Source organism: Ferrimonas sp., from assembly GCF_048263965.1.
GTDB lineage: Bacteria > Pseudomonadota > Gammaproteobacteria > Enterobacterales > Shewanellaceae > Ferrimonas.
In genome coordinates, this window is sequence record NZ_JBLXDO010000004.1 from 73,034 (window position 1) to 89,292 (window position 16,259).

The 16,259-nt window shown below is 58.3% G+C and carries 12 protein-coding genes and 1 tRNA gene; 9 read left to right on the plus strand and 4 right to left on the minus strand.

From position 1 onward, the window contains the following. Nucleotides 1-170 precede the first annotated feature (170 nt). From ACN0RV_RS05810 to ACN0RV_RS05820, 3 genes are read left to right on the plus strand one after another with little or no spacing between them, the layout of a single operon-like run. A complete protein-coding gene (locus tag ACN0RV_RS05810) occupies nt 171-917 on the plus strand; it encodes an outer membrane protein OmpK (RefSeq protein ID WP_417346405.1) in 747 nt (248 codons plus the stop codon). 16 nt (nt 918-933) lie between these two features. Beyond that, nucleotides 934-2,685 (plus strand): flavocytochrome c, encoded by a 1,752-nt coding sequence (locus ACN0RV_RS05815; protein ID WP_417346407.1) that lies wholly within the window; start codon nt 934-936, stop codon nt 2,683-2,685. A 60-nt stretch (nt 2,686-2,745) separates the two neighbouring features. Further along, a complete protein-coding gene (locus ACN0RV_RS05820; RefSeq protein ID WP_417346408.1) occupies nt 2,746-3,801 on the plus strand; it encodes an FAD:protein FMN transferase in 1,056 nt (351 codons plus the stop codon). A 22-nt stretch (nt 3,802-3,823) separates the two neighbouring features. On the opposite strand, the gene ACN0RV_RS05825 is transcribed toward ACN0RV_RS05820, so the two are convergent. From ACN0RV_RS05825 to ACN0RV_RS05840, 4 genes are all read right to left on the minus strand, one after another. Next, nucleotides 3,824-3,898, minus strand: a tRNA-Gly gene (locus tag ACN0RV_RS05825). 128 nt (nt 3,899-4,026) lie between these two features. Next, nucleotides 4,027-6,186, minus strand: a complete 2,160-nt coding sequence (locus tag ACN0RV_RS05830; RefSeq protein ID WP_417346410.1) for a S46 family peptidase — start codon at nt 6,184-6,186, stop codon at nt 4,027-4,029. 200 nt (nt 6,187-6,386) lie between these two features. Next, nucleotides 6,387-7,562: an amino acid permease gene (locus ACN0RV_RS05835; RefSeq protein ID WP_417346412.1), complete on the minus strand. Its 1,176-nt coding sequence runs from the start codon at nt 7,560-7,562 to the stop codon at nt 6,387-6,389. A 333-nt stretch (nt 7,563-7,895) separates the two neighbouring features. Continuing rightward, entirely contained in the window at nt 7,896-9,353 is a 1,458-nt protein-coding gene (locus ACN0RV_RS05840; protein ID WP_417346414.1) for a catalase, read from the minus strand. Between the two features lie 233 nt (nt 9,354-9,586). Between ACN0RV_RS05840 and ACN0RV_RS05845 the strand changes: the two genes are divergently transcribed. The 6 genes from ACN0RV_RS05845 to ACN0RV_RS05870 all read left to right on the plus strand — a co-directional run bounded on the left by ACN0RV_RS05845 (nt 9,587) and on the right by ACN0RV_RS05870 (nt 16,258). Further along, nucleotides 9,587-9,871 carry a hypothetical protein gene (locus ACN0RV_RS05845; RefSeq protein ID WP_286341451.1) on the plus strand — a complete coding sequence of 95 codons (285 nt, stop codon included), beginning with the start codon at nt 9,587-9,589 and terminating at the stop codon, nt 9,869-9,871. Between the two features lie 41 nt (nt 9,872-9,912). Then, a complete protein-coding gene (locus tag ACN0RV_RS05850; RefSeq protein ID WP_417346416.1) occupies nt 9,913-10,533 on the plus strand; it encodes an esterase/lipase family protein in 621 nt (206 codons plus the stop codon). A gap of 292 nt (nt 10,534-10,825) precedes the next feature. Next, nucleotides 10,826-12,430: an Ig-like domain-containing protein gene (locus ACN0RV_RS05855; RefSeq protein WP_417346418.1), complete on the plus strand. Its 1,605-nt coding sequence runs from the start codon at nt 10,826-10,828 to the stop codon at nt 12,428-12,430. 99 nt (nt 12,431-12,529) lie between these two features. Then, nucleotides 12,530-13,411, plus strand: coding sequence for an AraC family transcriptional regulator (locus ACN0RV_RS05860; protein ID WP_417346419.1), 882 nt, complete (start codon nt 12,530-12,532; stop codon nt 13,409-13,411). 241 nt (nt 13,412-13,652) lie between these two features. Further along, nucleotides 13,653-15,263, plus strand: a complete 1,611-nt coding sequence (locus tag ACN0RV_RS05865) for an Ig-like domain-containing protein (RefSeq protein WP_417346421.1) — start codon at nt 13,653-13,655, stop codon at nt 15,261-15,263. A gap of 113 nt (nt 15,264-15,376) precedes the next feature. Then, the gene (locus ACN0RV_RS05870; protein ID WP_417346423.1) at nt 15,377-16,258 is read left to right on the plus strand and encodes an AraC family transcriptional regulator; all 882 of its coding nucleotides are present in this window, start codon (nt 15,377-15,379) and stop codon (nt 16,256-16,258) included. Nucleotide 16,259 lies beyond the last annotated feature (1 nt).

Genomic DNA, 16,259 nt, shown 5'->3' on the forward strand with positions numbered 1-16,259 from the left:
CCAATAGTGTTAATTAGCCCACAGCATCCACGTGAAATTTATAAACCTTTTTCAATTACTTCCTAAACCCACAGAGTTATATTTCACTTAAAAATCAGCGCGAACCAACTCACATTAATCCCTGATGCAATAGTTATTCTGTCCCCGTCAATTATAAGGGGACACACATTATGAAACTCAAACTCCTGGCGGCAGCAGTCGCCCTGGCCGCCACTCCGGCCCTCTCCGCCACCTCTCTGGATATCGGCTATAAGGCTTACACATCCGACACCAAGGATGATAACCGCGGCGCCTATGACCAGCCATTCCTCAAACTGAGCCATTTCAACAAGGCCGACTGGGGCACTTTGTTTGCTTACGTGAAGCTGGAAAACCCCGGCGAAGTCAAAGATGCCCAGCACGGTGCCGATGGCAAACTGACGGTCAAGTCCCTGGCCATCGTCGATAAACAGATTGGCGATTCCGCCTACAACTGGTGGCTGCAGAACTTCCTCGCCTCAAACCGCACCGTGATGGAGGACAACCTCTATCTGGGCTTCACCACCAACCGTAAATATGGCCAGCTGTTTATCAACGCCGGACTCGGCGTCAACTACTCTGCCGCCTCCTTCAGCCCCACCAATGCCAGCTTCGATGGCATGACCGGGGGAGCCGCAGTGATCAATGCCCGCTATCCGCTTCAGTTCCTTGGGCTCAAGCACTCCCTCAGCGTCAACTACGAGGGGCAGTTCGGTCGTGACGACGAGCACCAGAGCGCCTTGGGCTACGACAGCTATGGCCATCAGATCATCACTACCCTGAAGACCAGCCTGGGCGACGGCATCTACACCAAACTGCATCTGACCCAGTTCGACAGCTGGGGGGCCACCCCCAACGATGGCATCGAGTACGGCCTGGCCTTCGGCTTCAGCTTCTGATCGAGAGGACTCCTGAATGATTAAGAAATCCCTTATCTGCGGCGCCATCCTGGCGCTGATGGCGGGCTGCAGTGCCCAGACCGAACAACCCGGCGTCACCAGCCAGGGCAAGGCCTTTGGCAAACATGGTGAAATTCAGGTCCAGACCGAAACCAAAGGCGGTCAGCTGGTGGATATCCAGATCCTGAAGCAGAACGAAAACAAGGTGCTGGCCGGCGCAGTGTTCACCGAGATGAAAGACGCCATGCTCCAGGCCAACAGCACTGAGGTGGATGGCATCAGCGGCGCCACCATCACTTCCGGCGCCTTCAAAGAGGCGGTCAACAACTCCCTGGATGCCGCCGGCGTTACCCTGATCGCCGGGGCCGCCAAGGCAGGCAAGAAAGAGAAAGCCCTGGACGCAGAGCAGAACTTCGACGTGGTGGTGGTTGGTTCCGGTGGTGCCGGGTTCAGCGCCGCCATCACCGCCAAAAATGCCGGTGCCAAGGTGGTGATCATCGAAAAGATGCCCACCGTTGGCGGCAACTCGCTGATCACCGGCGGCCAGATGAACGTGCCCGGCAACTGGGTTCAGAAGAAGATGGGCATTGAAGACAACATCGAGCTCTACATCAAGGACACCCTGAAAGGGGGCGACTACAAAGGCGACCCCGAGATGGTTCGCATCCTGGCGGAACAATCCCTGCCTGCGGCCGAATGGCTGCGCGACTACATCAAAGTCGACTTCTACAAAGACCAGCTGTTCCAGTTTGGCGGCCACAGCGTCAAGCGTGCCCTGATCCCCAAGAACCACACCGGCGCCGAATGGATCAGCAAGTTCATGGCCAAGGCCGATGAACTGCAGATCCCCATCCACACCCGCACCACAGCCACCGCCCTAATCAAGGATCAGAGCGGACGGGTCATCGGCGTGGAAGCGGAGCACAATGGTAAGAAGATGGTCTACAACGCCGCCAAGGGCGTGATCCTGGCCACCGGTGGCTTCGGCGCCAATGTGGCGATGCGCACCAAGTTTGTCCCTGAGCTGGACAACCGTTACGGCACCACCAACGCCCGCGGCATCACCGGCGACGGCATTGTGATGGCGGAGAAGCTCAAGGCCAAGACCGCCAACATGAACTACATCCAGACCTACCCCATCTGCCATGTGGACACCGGAGTGATCTCCCTGATTGCCGACTCGCGCTTCTTCGGCGCCATCCTGGTGAACAAAGAGGGCAACCGCTTTGTGGAGGAGCTGGAGCGTCGTGACGTCATCAGCCGCGCCATCCTGGCGCAGACCAACCAGCAAGCCTATGTGCTCTGGGGCCAGGAGATCGAGAAGTACGCCCACACCGTGGATGTGCACAAGGAGGAGTTCGACGAGCTCCACCGCAAGGGCTTTATGTACAAGGCCGACAGCATCGAAGAGCTGGCCGATAAATTCGGCATCGACAAGCAGGCACTGATGGCCCAGGTGACTCAGGTCAACCAGTTTGCCAAGGCTGGCAAGGATCAGCAGTTCAACCATCGCGGCGGCCTGAAGACCCTGCTCAAGCCCCCCTTCTACATGCTGGTGGCCAAACCCTCAGTGCACCACACCATGGGTGGCCTGGTCACCGACACCCACACCCGGGTCATCGGCGACAATGGCAAAGTAATCCCCGGCCTGTTTGCTGCCGGGGAAGTCACCGGACTGACCCATGGCACCAACCGCCTGGGCGGTAATGCCATTACCGATGTGACCGTGTTTGGCCGCATCGCAGGTAAGGAAGCTGCCAACCTCTAAGGGGAAGGATTCCGCCCCTTGTTGCCGGCCCTCGCGGCCGGCTTTTTTCTGGAGGCCAGTATGACCCCATCTTGTCACTCTCTACTCACTCCCCTTTGGCTGGCGCTGATGCTGCTCAGCTTGAGTGCTTCGGCCAGCAGCCCCTTACGTCAGTTGCATGGCAACACCATGGGCACCAGCTACAGCATTCGTTGGCAACAGCAAACTCCGGAGCAAAGCCCGGCCCAGGTGCAGCACCAGGTCGAACGCCAATTGGAGAGAATCAACAAAAGCCTGTCGGTGTTTCGCCAGAACTCTGAAGTTGTCACCCTTAATCGCGCACCGGTTGGAGACCCCATCCGGGTGTCAAAAGAGACGATCCGGGTGCTGAGCCTGGCCAAACACATTTACCGGCAGACGGATGGCGCCCTGGACATCACCCTGGGACCCGTCATCGAGTTCTGGGGCTTTGGCGTCCGCCCCAGAGATCTGAGCCATAAGAGTCTGGGTCAGCTGGAACTGGTGCGCAGCAGGACGGGAATGGAGGGATTTCTGCTCAGAGAGGGTATGTTCACTAAAATCATTCCTGGGCTGGAGCTCAACCCCTCTGCCGTGGCCAAAGGCTATGGGGTGGATCTCATCGCCGAAGCCATGGAACAGATGGGCATCCGCCACTTCCTAGTGGAAGTGGGCGGTGAGCTACGCAGCCGGGGCCACTCCCCCCTTGGGCGACCCTGGCAGGTGGCGGTCACCCGCCCCGAAAAGCTGAGTCTGGAGTATCAGCAGCTAGTGCCACTGCACGACATGGCCATGGCCACCTCAGGCAACTACGTCAATGTGATTCAGGCGCAGGGCCAAACTCTGGGACACATCATCGATCCACGCACCGGCTTCCCGGCCACCACCGGCCCACTTTCGGTCACCGTGCTCCACCCCAGCTGCGCCGTCGCCGACGGTTACGCCACGGCGATGATGGTGCTGACTCCGGCCAAAGCCCTCTCTCTGGCCAGAGAGCTGGACCTGGCGGTGATGCTGGTAGAGAACGGCCCTACGGGCCCGGTCAGCCGCTTCAGTCCGGCTCTGCAGAAGATCCTGAATGAAAAGCAAAATGCAGAAACTAAAAAACCGGCTCATTGAGCCGGTTTTTTAAAGGGAATCTTGGAGCGGCTAGAGGGAATCGAACCCTCATCACGAGCTTGGGAAGCTCGGGTAATGGCCATTATACGATAGCCGCGTCAGACACTTAGCTTATGAAATTCCCATATGCCTTGGCAAGATGTAATCCACTCTTTCGCGTTTCTCTTCCTAATCCACCAACAAAAACGCCCCGCAATGCGGGGCGTTTTTCAAAGAGGTGCAGGTTTACTCAACCACTTCCATCTCTTCCAGCAGGTTGTCGGCACCGTCCAGGTACTTCATCACCCACAGCATATAGCGGCTGTCCACGTGAATGGAGCGGCTCAGGTCGTTGTTGTAGCTCCAGTCGGCGGTGATGGACTCATACACGCCGTCAAACAGCAGACCCACCAGCTCGCCACGACCGTTCATGGTTGGGGAGCCAGAGTTACCACCGGTGGAATCCAGGTTGGTCAGGAAGTTCACCGGAACGCTGCCCAGGGACTCCTGCTTGTAGGGGCCGTAGACCTTGTCCTTGATCAGCTGCAGTTGCTTCTCTGAGGCGTGGAAAGGCGCTTCACCGGTTGCCTTGGCAGCCAGACCTTCCAGAGAGGTGAAAGGTACGGCAACCAGGCCATCCTGCGGAGAGTAAGGCACCACGGTACCGAAGGTCAGACGCAGGCTGGAGTTGGCGTCGGCGTAGACCGGCAGACCCAGGCTCTCGTTGTAGGCGATGATGGCGTTCATGTAGTCAGGGCGAACCTGCAGCAGGCGACCAGACAGATCCTTGGCTTCCTTCTCACGCTTCATCTTGGCGTCGTAGGTGGCGACGGCATAACGGATGAAGGGGTCGTTGCTGGCCTGGAACTCTTCAGGAGTCTTGTCCAGCCACGCCAGGCGGGTCTCCGCCTTGCCCAGGTCGGTGGTGGCGTACATGGAGTCCAGCTTGCTCTTCAGCGCGCCGGCATCGAACTTGCCGGTCAGGCCGAATACGCGGTCCAGATCTTCCAAGTGCTCGGAAGCGGGCAGCTGAGCGTACTTACCCAGTTGCAGGGCCAGGATCGCCTTGTCCACCTCTACGTCGTAACGACGGTCAACACGCTGCATGGCGGCCATGATGCCGTCCCAGTCACGCTCCTGATAACCAGGCTCGCGCTCCAGATCAGGCTTCTGCTTCTCCTGGGACAGGCGGTACAGACGGGCAGCGATGCTGGTCATCTGGTTGTAGCGCAGGTAACCCAGGATGATATCGCGATCCAGGTGGGCGTGATCCTCTTCGATCAGCGCGTTCAACTGGTTGATCACATCGCCGTACTGCTTGGCACGTTTGCTGTCGCTGTTGATCCAGTCCAGCAGCGCCTTCTCTTCGCCCATCTTCTTGGCCAGGATGCCGGTCTTGGCATAGCCCTCGATCATGGACTGGAAGTTCTTGGCGTAGTTGGCCAGGCTGGCCAGGGTGCTCTCGTACTTGATGCGGGCGTCGCTGCCTTCGGCAGAGGTCGCCTTGATCAGGTCGATGATCTCTTCACGAGCCACCTTGGACTTGGGGTAGATCGCTTCGAAGTAGGTCTGAACCTCTTCGGCGGTGCGGTAACGGTTGGTGCGGCCTGGGTAGCCCGCCACCATCACGAAGTCACCATTCTCAACACCCTTGGCGGAGACCTTGAGGAAACGCTCAGGCTGGAAGGGCACGTTCTCTTCGCTGTAGTCAGCGGGACGACCGTCTTTACCCACATAGGCGCGGAAGAAGGAGTAGTCGCCGGTGTGACGGGGCCACATCCAGTTGTCGATGTCGCCACCGTACTTGCCCACGGACATGGAGGGGGTGTACACCAGACGCACGTCGCGGATCTCCAGTTCCTTGACCAGGAAGTACTGGGCGCCGCGGTGGAAGTTGTATACGTCACAACGGTAGTCATCGCTCACTTCACACTCGGCCACCAGGGCCTTGGTGTTGTTTTCGATGGTGTTGTAGTACTCCTCACCGTTCTTGGCAGACTTGGTGCCGGACAGCACCTTGTCGGTGACGTCGACCATGGACTCGGTGGCCCAGATCTTGTAACCGGGAACCGGCTCTTTCTCTTCAGAGCGGGTCTTGGCCAGGAAGCCGTTCTCCAGGATGTTGTCTTCCGGAGTGGAGTGGTACTGGATGGCGCCATAACCACAGTGGTGGTTGGTCACAACCAGGCCATCGGGAGAGACGAAAGAGGCGGTACAGCCACCGAAGTTGATGATGGCGTTCATGGGGAAGGCACCCAGATCCGCCATGGACTTGGCGTCGATCTCCAGGCCCATCTTCGTCAGTTTGTCCTCCAGGGAGGGGATTTGATGGGGCTGCCACATGCCCTCGTCGGCAAGCGCCGTCAGCGGCAGTGCTACCACTGCCGCGGTTAACCAAGCTCTCATTGCTGTTTCCTTCTCAGATTCCGTCTCTTAATACACGGACGGATCATCCTTTAGGGTGGGTGGTGGCAGGGTCACCTGCCACCAGAATAGTTCCGGAACACTCTATCACAAGCGATTGTGCGGAATAACCTCGCTGTAACATCATGAAGCAATTTGGCCGGAAATCAGGTTCATAACCCAGCCAGTTGCCTAGTCAGCAGTCACATCAGCTGAGCCAGAACGATGAGCGCCCCAAATAGCGTCGCCAACACCAGTGCCGGTGTGCCGCCCGCTACCCGATAGGGAGCGTCAACACTGGCGCGCAGCTTCAGCACCGCCGCCACCGGCAGGAAGACGATCAGCACCGCCAGCGGCACCGCCGCAAACCCCAGCACGGCGATAAAGCCCTCCGGCAGAGCCAGCGCCAGCACCAGGGGGGGCACAAAGGTGATCAGCCAGGTGCCGACCCGGCCACCGTGGCCCTGACGCAGCTCCGCCAGGTACTCGAACAGGCTCAGGGTGACCCCGATGAAGGAGGTGACCAGAGCCAGATCGGCGAACAGGGTCACCAGGGTGGCGATGCTGCTGGAGCCGGTGAGGGTGGCGATGGCATTCACCAGGTTGGCCAGGCTGTCACCCTGAGCCAGGCTCGCCAGCTGCTCCTGCCCCAGAGGACCGAATACCGCCAGCAGCCACAGGGTATAGCACAGCAGCGGTAGGGCACTGCCCATCAGGAACACCTTGCGCAGTGAGCGAACGTCACCCTCGAGATAATCCACCAGGGGGGGAATACAGACATGGAAGCCGAAAGAGGTGAAGATCAACGGCAGTGCCGCCATCAGCAGACTGCCCTGCCCCTGATCGGAAAGCGCCGGGGCCAGGTTATGCATCTCGACCTGGGGCAACAGCAGCACCACCAGAATCGCCAGAGCCACCATCTTCAGGCTGAACAGCCCCCGGGTCAGCAGATCCACGTATCGCACGCCAAAGGCCGCCACCAGCCCCAGGGTACAGGCGAAGATCAGGGTAGCACTGCTGCCACCCAACTCCAGGGCCAACAGGCTTTTGGCCTTGAGCGCCACCAGCGAAGCGCCACCGGTGAGGTAGGCGGCAGTAAGGGCATAGAGCAGAGCCAGGAAACTGGCGGAGCAAAGCAGTTGACCGCCCCGCCCCAGACTCTGTCCCATCATCCGGTGGAAATTGAGGCCACGACCGGTGGCCAGGTTGGCTTCGGTCAGCAACAGGGCGGTATAGCCGGAGAGGCCCCAGATCAGCAGCATCAGCGCAATGGCAGGCCAGAAGCCGATATTGGCCACGGCGATGGGCAATGCCAACATGCCGGCGCCGATACTGGTGCCGGCCACGATAAGGGTGGCGCCTACGAGTTTGGTGTTCAAAGTTAAGTTATCCCGGTGTTGTCAGTAAAAACGGTAGACAGTGGTCGGGAAATTGAACAGGAGGGGGAGCAGGAAGAGACACACCACCTTGCCAATTGAATCCCGACAACTGTCGGTTCAATTAGCCCCAATGGCATGGTCAGCGAACTAGTTTACGCTCCACCTTGCCATTGAGGCTGGCAAAATCGAGCGATAAAAACGATGGAGTACAGCATCATCTCTACCTGATAATAAAATGGCTCGGCGTCAGGCCGAGCCATCAGACTATCAATGGCCACGCCGCCTCAACAAGAGACGGCGATCACAGTTTCCACAAGGGTAAACCGGGTTCGGTCAGGCATTGACCGCTTCAATGGCCCGGGCCACCCGATGACCATACTCCTCATCAGCCTGGCTGAACTGAGCCAGCATCCGTTGCTGCACCGGCCCACTGGCCTGACTCAGGGTGGCGGCAATGGTATCCGCCAGCGCCTGTCTCTGGGCGTCACTCATCAGCCGGTAGAGATCGCCAGCCTGGACAAAGTTCTCTTCGGCAAAGCGATCATAGCGATCCAAATCACCACTGATCTTCATTGGCGGCTCGGCAAACTGCGGCTGCTGCTCCGGGCCTCCCTGAGTGTTGGGCCCATAGCTCACCCCACTCTCACTGGCGTCACCCTGGTAGGGACAACCTGTTCCCGCCATGGCCCCGGCTCTCTGGTAATGGTTAACCTGGGACGCGTGGGGGCAGTTCACCGGCAACTGGTTGTAGTTGGCCCCAACCCGATAGCGCTGGGCATCGGCGTAGGCAAACAGCCGGGCCTGCAGCATCTTGTCCGGGGAGGCGCCCACACCAGGCACCAGGTTAGAGGGAGCAAAGGCAGCCTGCTCCACCTCATTGAAGTAGTTCTGCGGGTTGCGGCTCAGCTCCAGAATGCCCACCTCAATCAGCGGATAGTCCTTGTGAGGCCACACCTTGGTCAGATCGAAGGGGTTGATCGGATACTGCTCCGCGTCCAGCTCGGGCATCACCTGCATATACAGGGTCCAACTGGGGAAGTCACCGTCGGCGATGGCACCATAGAGATCACGCTGGGCATGATCCGGGTCGATCCCCTTCAACTTATCCGCCTGGGTATTGCTGAGGTTCCTGATCCCCTGGCGAGTCTTGAAGTGGAACTTCACCCAGAAACGTTCACCTTGATCATTCCACAGTGAGAAGGTGTGAGAGCCATAACCATTCATGTGTCGGTAGCTGGCAGGAATCCCCCGGTCCGACATCAGGATGGTGACCTGATGCAGCGCTTCGGGATTCAATGACCAGAAGTCCCACATCGCTTCCGGGTCCTTCAGGTTGGTCACCGGATTGCGTTTCTGGGTATGGATGAAATCGGGAAACTTGATGCCGTCTCGCAGGAAAAACACCGGAGTATTGTTACCAACTATGTCGTGATTACCATTTTCGGTGTAGAAACGCACCGCAAATCCCCGGGGATCGCGCTCCGCATCGGCACTGCCCGACTCTCCCCCCACGGTGGAGAAGCGCACCATCACCTCGGTCTGTTTTCCCACCCCATTGAAGTGATCCGCCAGGGTGAATTCAGACATATCCCGGGTCAGGGTAAAGATGCCGTAGGCACCGCTTCCCTTGGCATGAACCACCCGCTCAGGGATCCGCTCTCGGTTGAAATGGGCTAACTTTTCAATCAGGTGCCAATCCTGAAGTGCCACCGGTCCTCGTGCTCCTAGACTCAGGCTGTTTTGGTCATCGGCGATGGGGGCACCGTTCTGTGCTGTCAGTCGTTTGCTCATGATTCTGCTCCTGGGCGCCACAGCGCCACTCAATCCACTCATAGAGGCCTTGCCACATAACCCCTCCGTTAATCGACAAAATCAATTGTGGATTCCACTCTTGATTTAATAAAACGAACAAAAGACATTCCCGTATTCGCTTTTATCGATTGAGGATTTGAGCTAAAGGTTGAAATACATACAGGAGCGATCCGGTCTACCCTGAAGAATGAGGTAGCAAATGGAGAAGCACTATGAAGTCACTGTTATTGGTAACTCTGGTTTTCAGCGGCGCAGCCATGGCCACTGGCGGCGGCGGCGGCGGCGGCTATCCCGGCCCGGCATACGCGAATGCAAACTCCGCCACCCACTGTTACGATGCACAGGGTAAGCGCATCAAGAACAGCGCCGACATGAAGAAGGAGCGTCAATGCCCCGTCACCGGCAACGATGCCATCGACCTGTTGAACTACAACAACTTCTACGGCAACAAGCCCAAGGGTGAAACCCTGAGCATGATCCGCTCCCAGAACAAATAGGGTATGCTGAGGCCCCGGCCTCTTTTAAGGATCAGAGAATTATGCAGTTGGTGATGCTACATGGACTGTATATGCACCACACCATCATGCGGCCCCTTGCCGCCCAGCTAAGCAACCTGGGCTGGCAGATAGAGGGGTTCAGTTACAACAGCCTGGCCATTGATGCCGGGCTGTTGTTTGAGCGCCTCTCCGCCCTGTCACGCCCGGGAGAACCTCAGTTTCTGGTGGGACACAGCCTCGGCGGGGTGTTGGCGCGACGTTATGCCGAACAGATGGAGCTCCCCGAAGGCTCGCGCATCGTCACCCTGGGCTCTCCCCACAAGGGCGCCGCCATCGCCCGCCGCCTGGCCCAGTGGAACCTGGAGGGCGTCATGGGCAATGCCCATCAGCATGGACTTCTGACCAACCCCAACGACCACTATCAAGGCTCTGCAGAACTGGGCAGCCTGGCAGGCAACGCCGGCATCGGCGTGGGCCGACTGCTCCTGCCCGATGAAGAGTCGGACACTGACGGTACGGTACTGGTTGAGGAAACCCGGCTGGAGGGGTTTCACGACCACATCATTCTGCCCCACAGCCACACCTCGATGCTGTTCTCCTCCGAGGTCGCCAGACAGACGGATCTCTTCCTGAGACAAGGGCGCTTTCAGCAGCCTGAATGAGCGGTCCCCCCCTCTAGCCAACAAGAAGTCTCCCACGTGGCTACTCCATCTTATGCCTCGGTCCCCGTCACGGAGCTGATCCGGGACCAGGCTGATTTTGAGCCTGATCACAGCTCCCGGGCTGTCAGGATCACACTCTCAAACTCAGGTACACAATCGGCCTGTTTGTGGCTTTTTGTTACCTGTTTTGTCCCCGGTTTCAGCATTACTTTCACAGGTGCACAAACCTTTTTGCCCAGGCATCAACTCAGCCTTGGCACCAGACTGTGTCACCTACCAAAGGGAAATGATGATGAAACTCTATGCGCTCAATGCGCCCCTCAAAACACTGACCGCAGCCGTGCTGCTCAGCCTGCTGAGCGCCTGTGGCGGCGATAACGACAATAACGATGGCGGGGACCTGACTCCCCCCGGAAACACGGCTCCTGTTGCCAACCCAGTGGACGCCAGCGCCACCATGGGCAGCCCCAGCATGATCGATGCACTGGCCAACGACACCGATGCCGACGGCGATCCTCTCACCCTGGAAACCGTTACCCTGTTCGACGGCCGGGGTGTCGCCACCATAGATGGCAACCGCATCCGCTTCGAACCCCTGGAGGTGGGGACCACCATCCTCAACTACAGCATCTCTGACGGCAACGGCGGCCACGCCAGTTCCACGGTCACCATCTCCGTCGCTGCCCAGGCACTGAGCTATGTGGGCTCAGAGGCCTGCCTCTCCTGCCATATCGACAAGAAGAGCTACCTGGAGACGGGCCACAACTTTAAGCTGACCAAGGTGAACGGTGAAGAGCCCCTCTACCCCTTCACCTCCATCTCCGGTTCGGTGGAACAGCTGGACGTGAACAACTCCCTGGGCAACCCCAATGGCTGGGAGGACATCAGCTACGTGATCGGTGGCTACATGCGCAGCGCCATGTTCATCGACCAGAACGGCTACATCATGACCGGAGACAAGGCGGGCGCAGGCGTGGCGCCTAAGGGAGAGCAGGTGCCCTACATGTGGCCCTGGCACGCAGACGATGCACCCGACTCTGCCCCCTTCGATTACTGCGGCCGCTGCCACACAACAGGCTGGAGGGACTACACCGAGGGCAGCCGAGACGACCGCAACCTCAACCGCCAGGATGACATGCCTGGCATGGGCGGCACCTTCGCCCTCACCGGCATTCAGTGCGAAGCCTGTCACGGCGCCGGCCTGGCCCACATTCAAAAGCCCTCCAAAGACAACATCGTCAAGGTTGCCGAGGCCCGCTCCACCAACGACTTCCTGGCAGAGGATATGGGCTTTGGCAAGCCTATCGCCTGCGCCGAGTGTCATAGCACCGATGATGCGGTAAGGCGCTATCCAGACTACGTGTCGCCTCATAACCAGGAGTTTGGCGGCGACAGCCTGGAAGCGCGGCTGAAAGTGATGACCGGCTTTGGTCCCGAAGGCCGTCGTGATGGCCGGGGTGGTCGCCAGGCGGCGACGGAACTGCTGGGCACCGATCCGGACACCGGCGAGGCCATGGGCAAGAAGAAGGGCTTCACCTGCTCAACCTGTCACAACCCGCATCAATCCAAAGTCAATATGGATAAACCCGGCCACGAAAACGCCATGGTGCGCCAGTGTACCGACTGTCATACCCAGGAGTTCAACAACGCTCCCGGCAGTGACATCGCCTCAGCGGCCCACGAGTTCACCGCCACCTGCCTCGATTGCCACATGCCCGGGGGCTCGGACTCGCACATGTTCAAGATCGATCTCGAGGGGGCCAAGGATGACCCAAGACACTTCTCGGCCAACGGTGACTACGTGAAACCCTGGCTGCGTGCTTACGACAGCTGCTCCGGCTGTCACCAGGAGGACTACGACGAGCGCGCTGCCCGCATCGGCACCATCCACAACTAAAGCCAAAGGCCGGCGACCGTGGTCGCCGGCTTTCTCAGGCTTGCTGACACCTCCCATCGGAGGTGTCATCATTACAAGCAGGCTTTAACAGGAGATCCCGTGGACAACAGCGATCCCATTCCCGACGTCAGCTATCGGGCCCCCTCCATAGAGGAGTCCGGCATCGAGATACTCGACCTCGAGCTGTTTCGAGCAAGGCTGAAGCGCTACCATTTCGACCCCTATCAGCCCCACAGGGTGAAATACTACTGCTTCCTGTACATCACACAGGGAGAAGGCGAACACCTGATTGACTTTCAGCGCTACCCCTACCGCTCAGGCAGTTTTATCTTTATCAATCCAAACCAGGTGCACGCCTTCGACTCTTCAGATCAGCCCCAGGGCAAGATGATCAATGTGACCCCAGCCTTTTTCGCCAATAGTGCCGCCAATATCCGCACCTCCTACTTTGTTTCCTTTCATCTGAACCGGGCCTCCTCGCCAGTTCTGCAGTTATCTCCTCCGTTGGACCAAAGCTGTCGGGTATTGTTGGACGAAGTTGGCAAGGCGCAGCAAGAACGGGGAAAGGACGATCTGGTGGTCCAGCTGCTGTTTGTCGCCCTGCTGGTTAAATTGGCTCGTCAGCGACAGAGCCACCTTGCCCACCTGAGCGAACAGCAGAAGGAGCGCTTCGGCCAGTTTCTCAACCTGGTGGAGCAGCATTTCGGCCAGCTCAGGGAGGCCAGCCAGTACGCCGGCCTGATGCACACCAGTTACAAGAGCCTCAATCAGCTGTGCAAAAGCTGCTGTGGCCAGACCGCCAAACAACTTATCGACTTCCGCACCATACTGGAGATAAAGCGCAAGCTGGTGATGGACGGGTTGTCGACTCAGGAGACCGCGTCAGATCTCAGCTTCGAGGACACCAGCTACCTGAATAAGTACTTCAAGCGTTTGACCGGGCAGACCCCGGCGGCCTTTAAACGGGACAATGAGTTCTAGCGCCAAGTCACTTCTGCGAACCGCAGCCGACCTTGCAGGAATCATTTTTGAGATCCGGATCCATATCAGGAGACGGCGGTGATCACATTCCCGTCACAAGGTACATTAACGGCAATTTTCGAGACTTTTCCGACCTGTTTCCTCAGTGCGTTCGCCATTACTTTTCCCTCTGCACAGCCCGGTTCCTGTTGGTCCCTGCCCACACAGGTTCCACCGTGTCACCTACTACAGGGAAATGATGATGATGAACCCCACTGCGCTCCATGCGCCCATGAAAGCGCTGACAGCCGCCATACTGCTCAGCATGCTGACCGCCTGCGGCAGCGATGACAACAACGGGGAGTCCGTAACTCCCCCACCTCCTCCGCCTCCGCCGCCTGCGAACACAGCTCCAGTCGCCAACCCGGACACCGCCGAAGCCACCGTTGGCACGCCGGTCACCATAGACGTGCTGGCCAACGATACCGACGCCGATGGTGACCCCCTGACCCTGACCCGAGTTGATATGACCGAGGGAAGCGGCAACGTTTCCATCGAGGACAACAAGGTAGTGTTTGAACCCAAAATGGCCGGAGAAGCCAAGTTCACCTACCTGGTTACCGATGGCAACGGCGGTGAAGCCACCTCCACCCTCACCCTCTCCATCCAAGCCGAACCGGTAGTTCAGCTGAGCTATGTGGGCAGCCAGGCCTGTCTCAGCTGTCACAGCGACAAGGAGAGTTTCCTGACATCCGGCCACCCCTTCAAACTCAACAAGGTGGTCGACGGTCAGATGCCCGAGTACCCCTACACCAACATCATTGGTGCTCTGGAGATGCTCGAAGGTGTGGTCAACCCAGGCGGTGCTCCGGAAAGCTATGAGGATGTCTCCTACGTCATCGGCGGCTATAAAAAACAGGTGATGTGGCTGGACCTGGATGGCTACCGTTACACCGGCGACAAGGTGATCGGCAAGCTCGACGAAGATGGTTATGTCTATGAGATGTGGTCCTGGGGAGATAACCTCGGCCCAGAGCGGGCCCCATTCTACTGCGGGCGCTGTCATACCACAGGCTGGAAGGATTTCACCTCCCAAGAGGGTGATGATCGCAACCCCCACCACCAGGATGACATGGAGGGGATCCTGGGCACCTTTGAGCAGCCCGGCGTCCAGTGTGAGTCCTGCCATGGCGCGGGCAGCGACCATATCAAGGCCCCATCCAGCAGCAACATTACCCGCCTGGCCGAGCCTCGTACCGTGGCACAGATGACAGCGGAGGATCAGGCCTTCGGCCAGGCTGTGGCCTGTGTGGAGTGCCACACCCATGGCGGCGATAAGTCCTACCCCGAATACCTGACCCACTACACCGAAACCTTTGGCGGTGTTGATGCGGTCGGCGGCCTGGTTGCCAAAGGGGCGGGCGGCCGAGGTGGACGCGGTGGTCGTGTCGCGGCCGACACCATGATGGGGTACGATCCGGATACCGGCGTGGCTCAGGGCAAGAAGCGCAACATGCACTGCAACACCTGCCATGAAAGCCACATGTCCACTCACTTCAGGGATAAGCCCGGACACGAAGGGGCCTTGAAGAAGGCGTGCACCGACTGTCACCAGATGGAGTTCGCCAACGCCGAGGGTGGCAATGGCATGGCTGCCATGGTGCACGGCAGCACCGATTGCACCAGCTGTCATATGCCGAGTCAGTCACACCTGTTCAAGGTCGACATCTCCGCGCCTTCCGAGGATGGTCACCACTACTCCGAGGATGGCCAGTACAGTCAGCCCTGGTTGCGCCCCTTAGACGCCTGTCAGGGATGCCATACCGAGGACTATGACGCTCGAGCCGCTAAGATGAAACAAGTGCACCTCTAAGATACTCTATGGAGAGAGGTGTCAACGCTTTGCGCTGGCGCCTCTCTTTTTGATACAACGCCGAGCATCTGCTTTACAGTCTCCGTGCTGAAGCCTCTTGAGAAGCCCAATAGATGGACAAAATCGACGACATTCCCCAGATCACCTACGACAGCCCTGAGCTTCGTAAGACAGGCATCGACGTACTGGACCTTGAGGAGTTTCTTCAAGAACTCTGTAACCGGGGTGCCAACCCCTACCAACCTCACAGGGTCAGTCACTTCTGTCTTATTCTTGTGGAACAGGGAGAGGGGGAGCACTACATCGACTTCCACTCCTACTCATACGAGCCCAAATGCGTCATATTTCTTAATAAATATCAAACGCATAAATTTGACCCAGAAAACAAAATCAAAGGCAAAGTGGTGCTGCAGACCCGGGAGTTCTTCGCCACCAGCGCCGCCAACATCCGCACCTCCTATTTTGTACCTGCACATCAAAGCCTGAGCGCCTTTCCGATACTGCACCTGTCCGGCGAGCTGTACGAAAGCACTAGGGCTATGCTGAGCGAGATGACAAGAGCGATGAGAGAGGGGCCGGACAGCGGCGTCATAGTGCAACTGCTGCTGTCAGCCGTAATGCTCAAGCTGGCCAAGCAGAGGGAGGGCCACCTTGTTCACCTGAGTGAACAGCAGAAGGAGCGTTTCGGAGAGTTCCTGCGCCTGGTGGATACGCAATTCACCGAGATTCGCGAAGCGAGCCAGTATGCCCAGCTGATGCACATCAGTTATAAATCCCTGAATCAGTTGTGCAAAACCTGCTGTGGTCACACCGCCAAGCAGCTGATCGATTTTCGCATCATCTTGGAGATTAAGCGCAAGCTGACCATGGACGGACTCTCAGTTCAGGATGCGGCCTTCGAGATGGGGTTTGAAGACATCACCCACTTCATCAAATACTTCAAACGCCACACAGGAAAAACCCCGGCGGCCTTTAAGCGAGAACTGGAGGGTTGAG

Excerpts from the sequence above, each read along its gene's own strand:
- ACN0RV_RS05810 (WP_417346405.1), top strand. The coding sequence starts at position 171 with ATGAAACTCAAACTCCTGGCGGCAGCAGTCGCCCTGGCCGCCACTCCG.
- ACN0RV_RS05815 (WP_417346407.1), top strand. The coding sequence starts at position 934 with ATGATTAAGAAATCCCTTATCTGCGGCGCCATCCTGGCGCTGATGGCG.
- ACN0RV_RS05820 (WP_417346408.1), top strand. The coding sequence starts at position 2,746 with ATGACCCCATCTTGTCACTCTCTACTCACTCCCCTTTGGCTGGCGCTG.
- ACN0RV_RS05830 (WP_417346410.1), bottom strand. The coding sequence starts at position 6,186 with ATGAGAGCTTGGTTAACCGCGGCAGTGGTAGCACTGCCGCTGACGGCG.
- ACN0RV_RS05840 (WP_417346414.1), bottom strand. The coding sequence starts at position 9,353 with ATGAGCAAACGACTGACAGCACAGAACGGTGCCCCCATCGCCGATGAC.
- ACN0RV_RS05845 (WP_286341451.1), top strand. The coding sequence starts at position 9,587 with ATGAAGTCACTGTTATTGGTAACTCTGGTTTTCAGCGGCGCAGCCATG.
- ACN0RV_RS05850 (WP_417346416.1), top strand. The coding sequence starts at position 9,913 with ATGCAGTTGGTGATGCTACATGGACTGTATATGCACCACACCATCATG.
- ACN0RV_RS05855 (WP_417346418.1), top strand. The coding sequence starts at position 10,826 with ATGAAACTCTATGCGCTCAATGCGCCCCTCAAAACACTGACCGCAGCC.
- ACN0RV_RS05865 (WP_417346421.1), top strand. The coding sequence starts at position 13,653 with ATGATGAACCCCACTGCGCTCCATGCGCCCATGAAAGCGCTGACAGCC.
- ACN0RV_RS05870 (WP_417346423.1), top strand. The coding sequence starts at position 15,377 with ATGGACAAAATCGACGACATTCCCCAGATCACCTACGACAGCCCTGAG.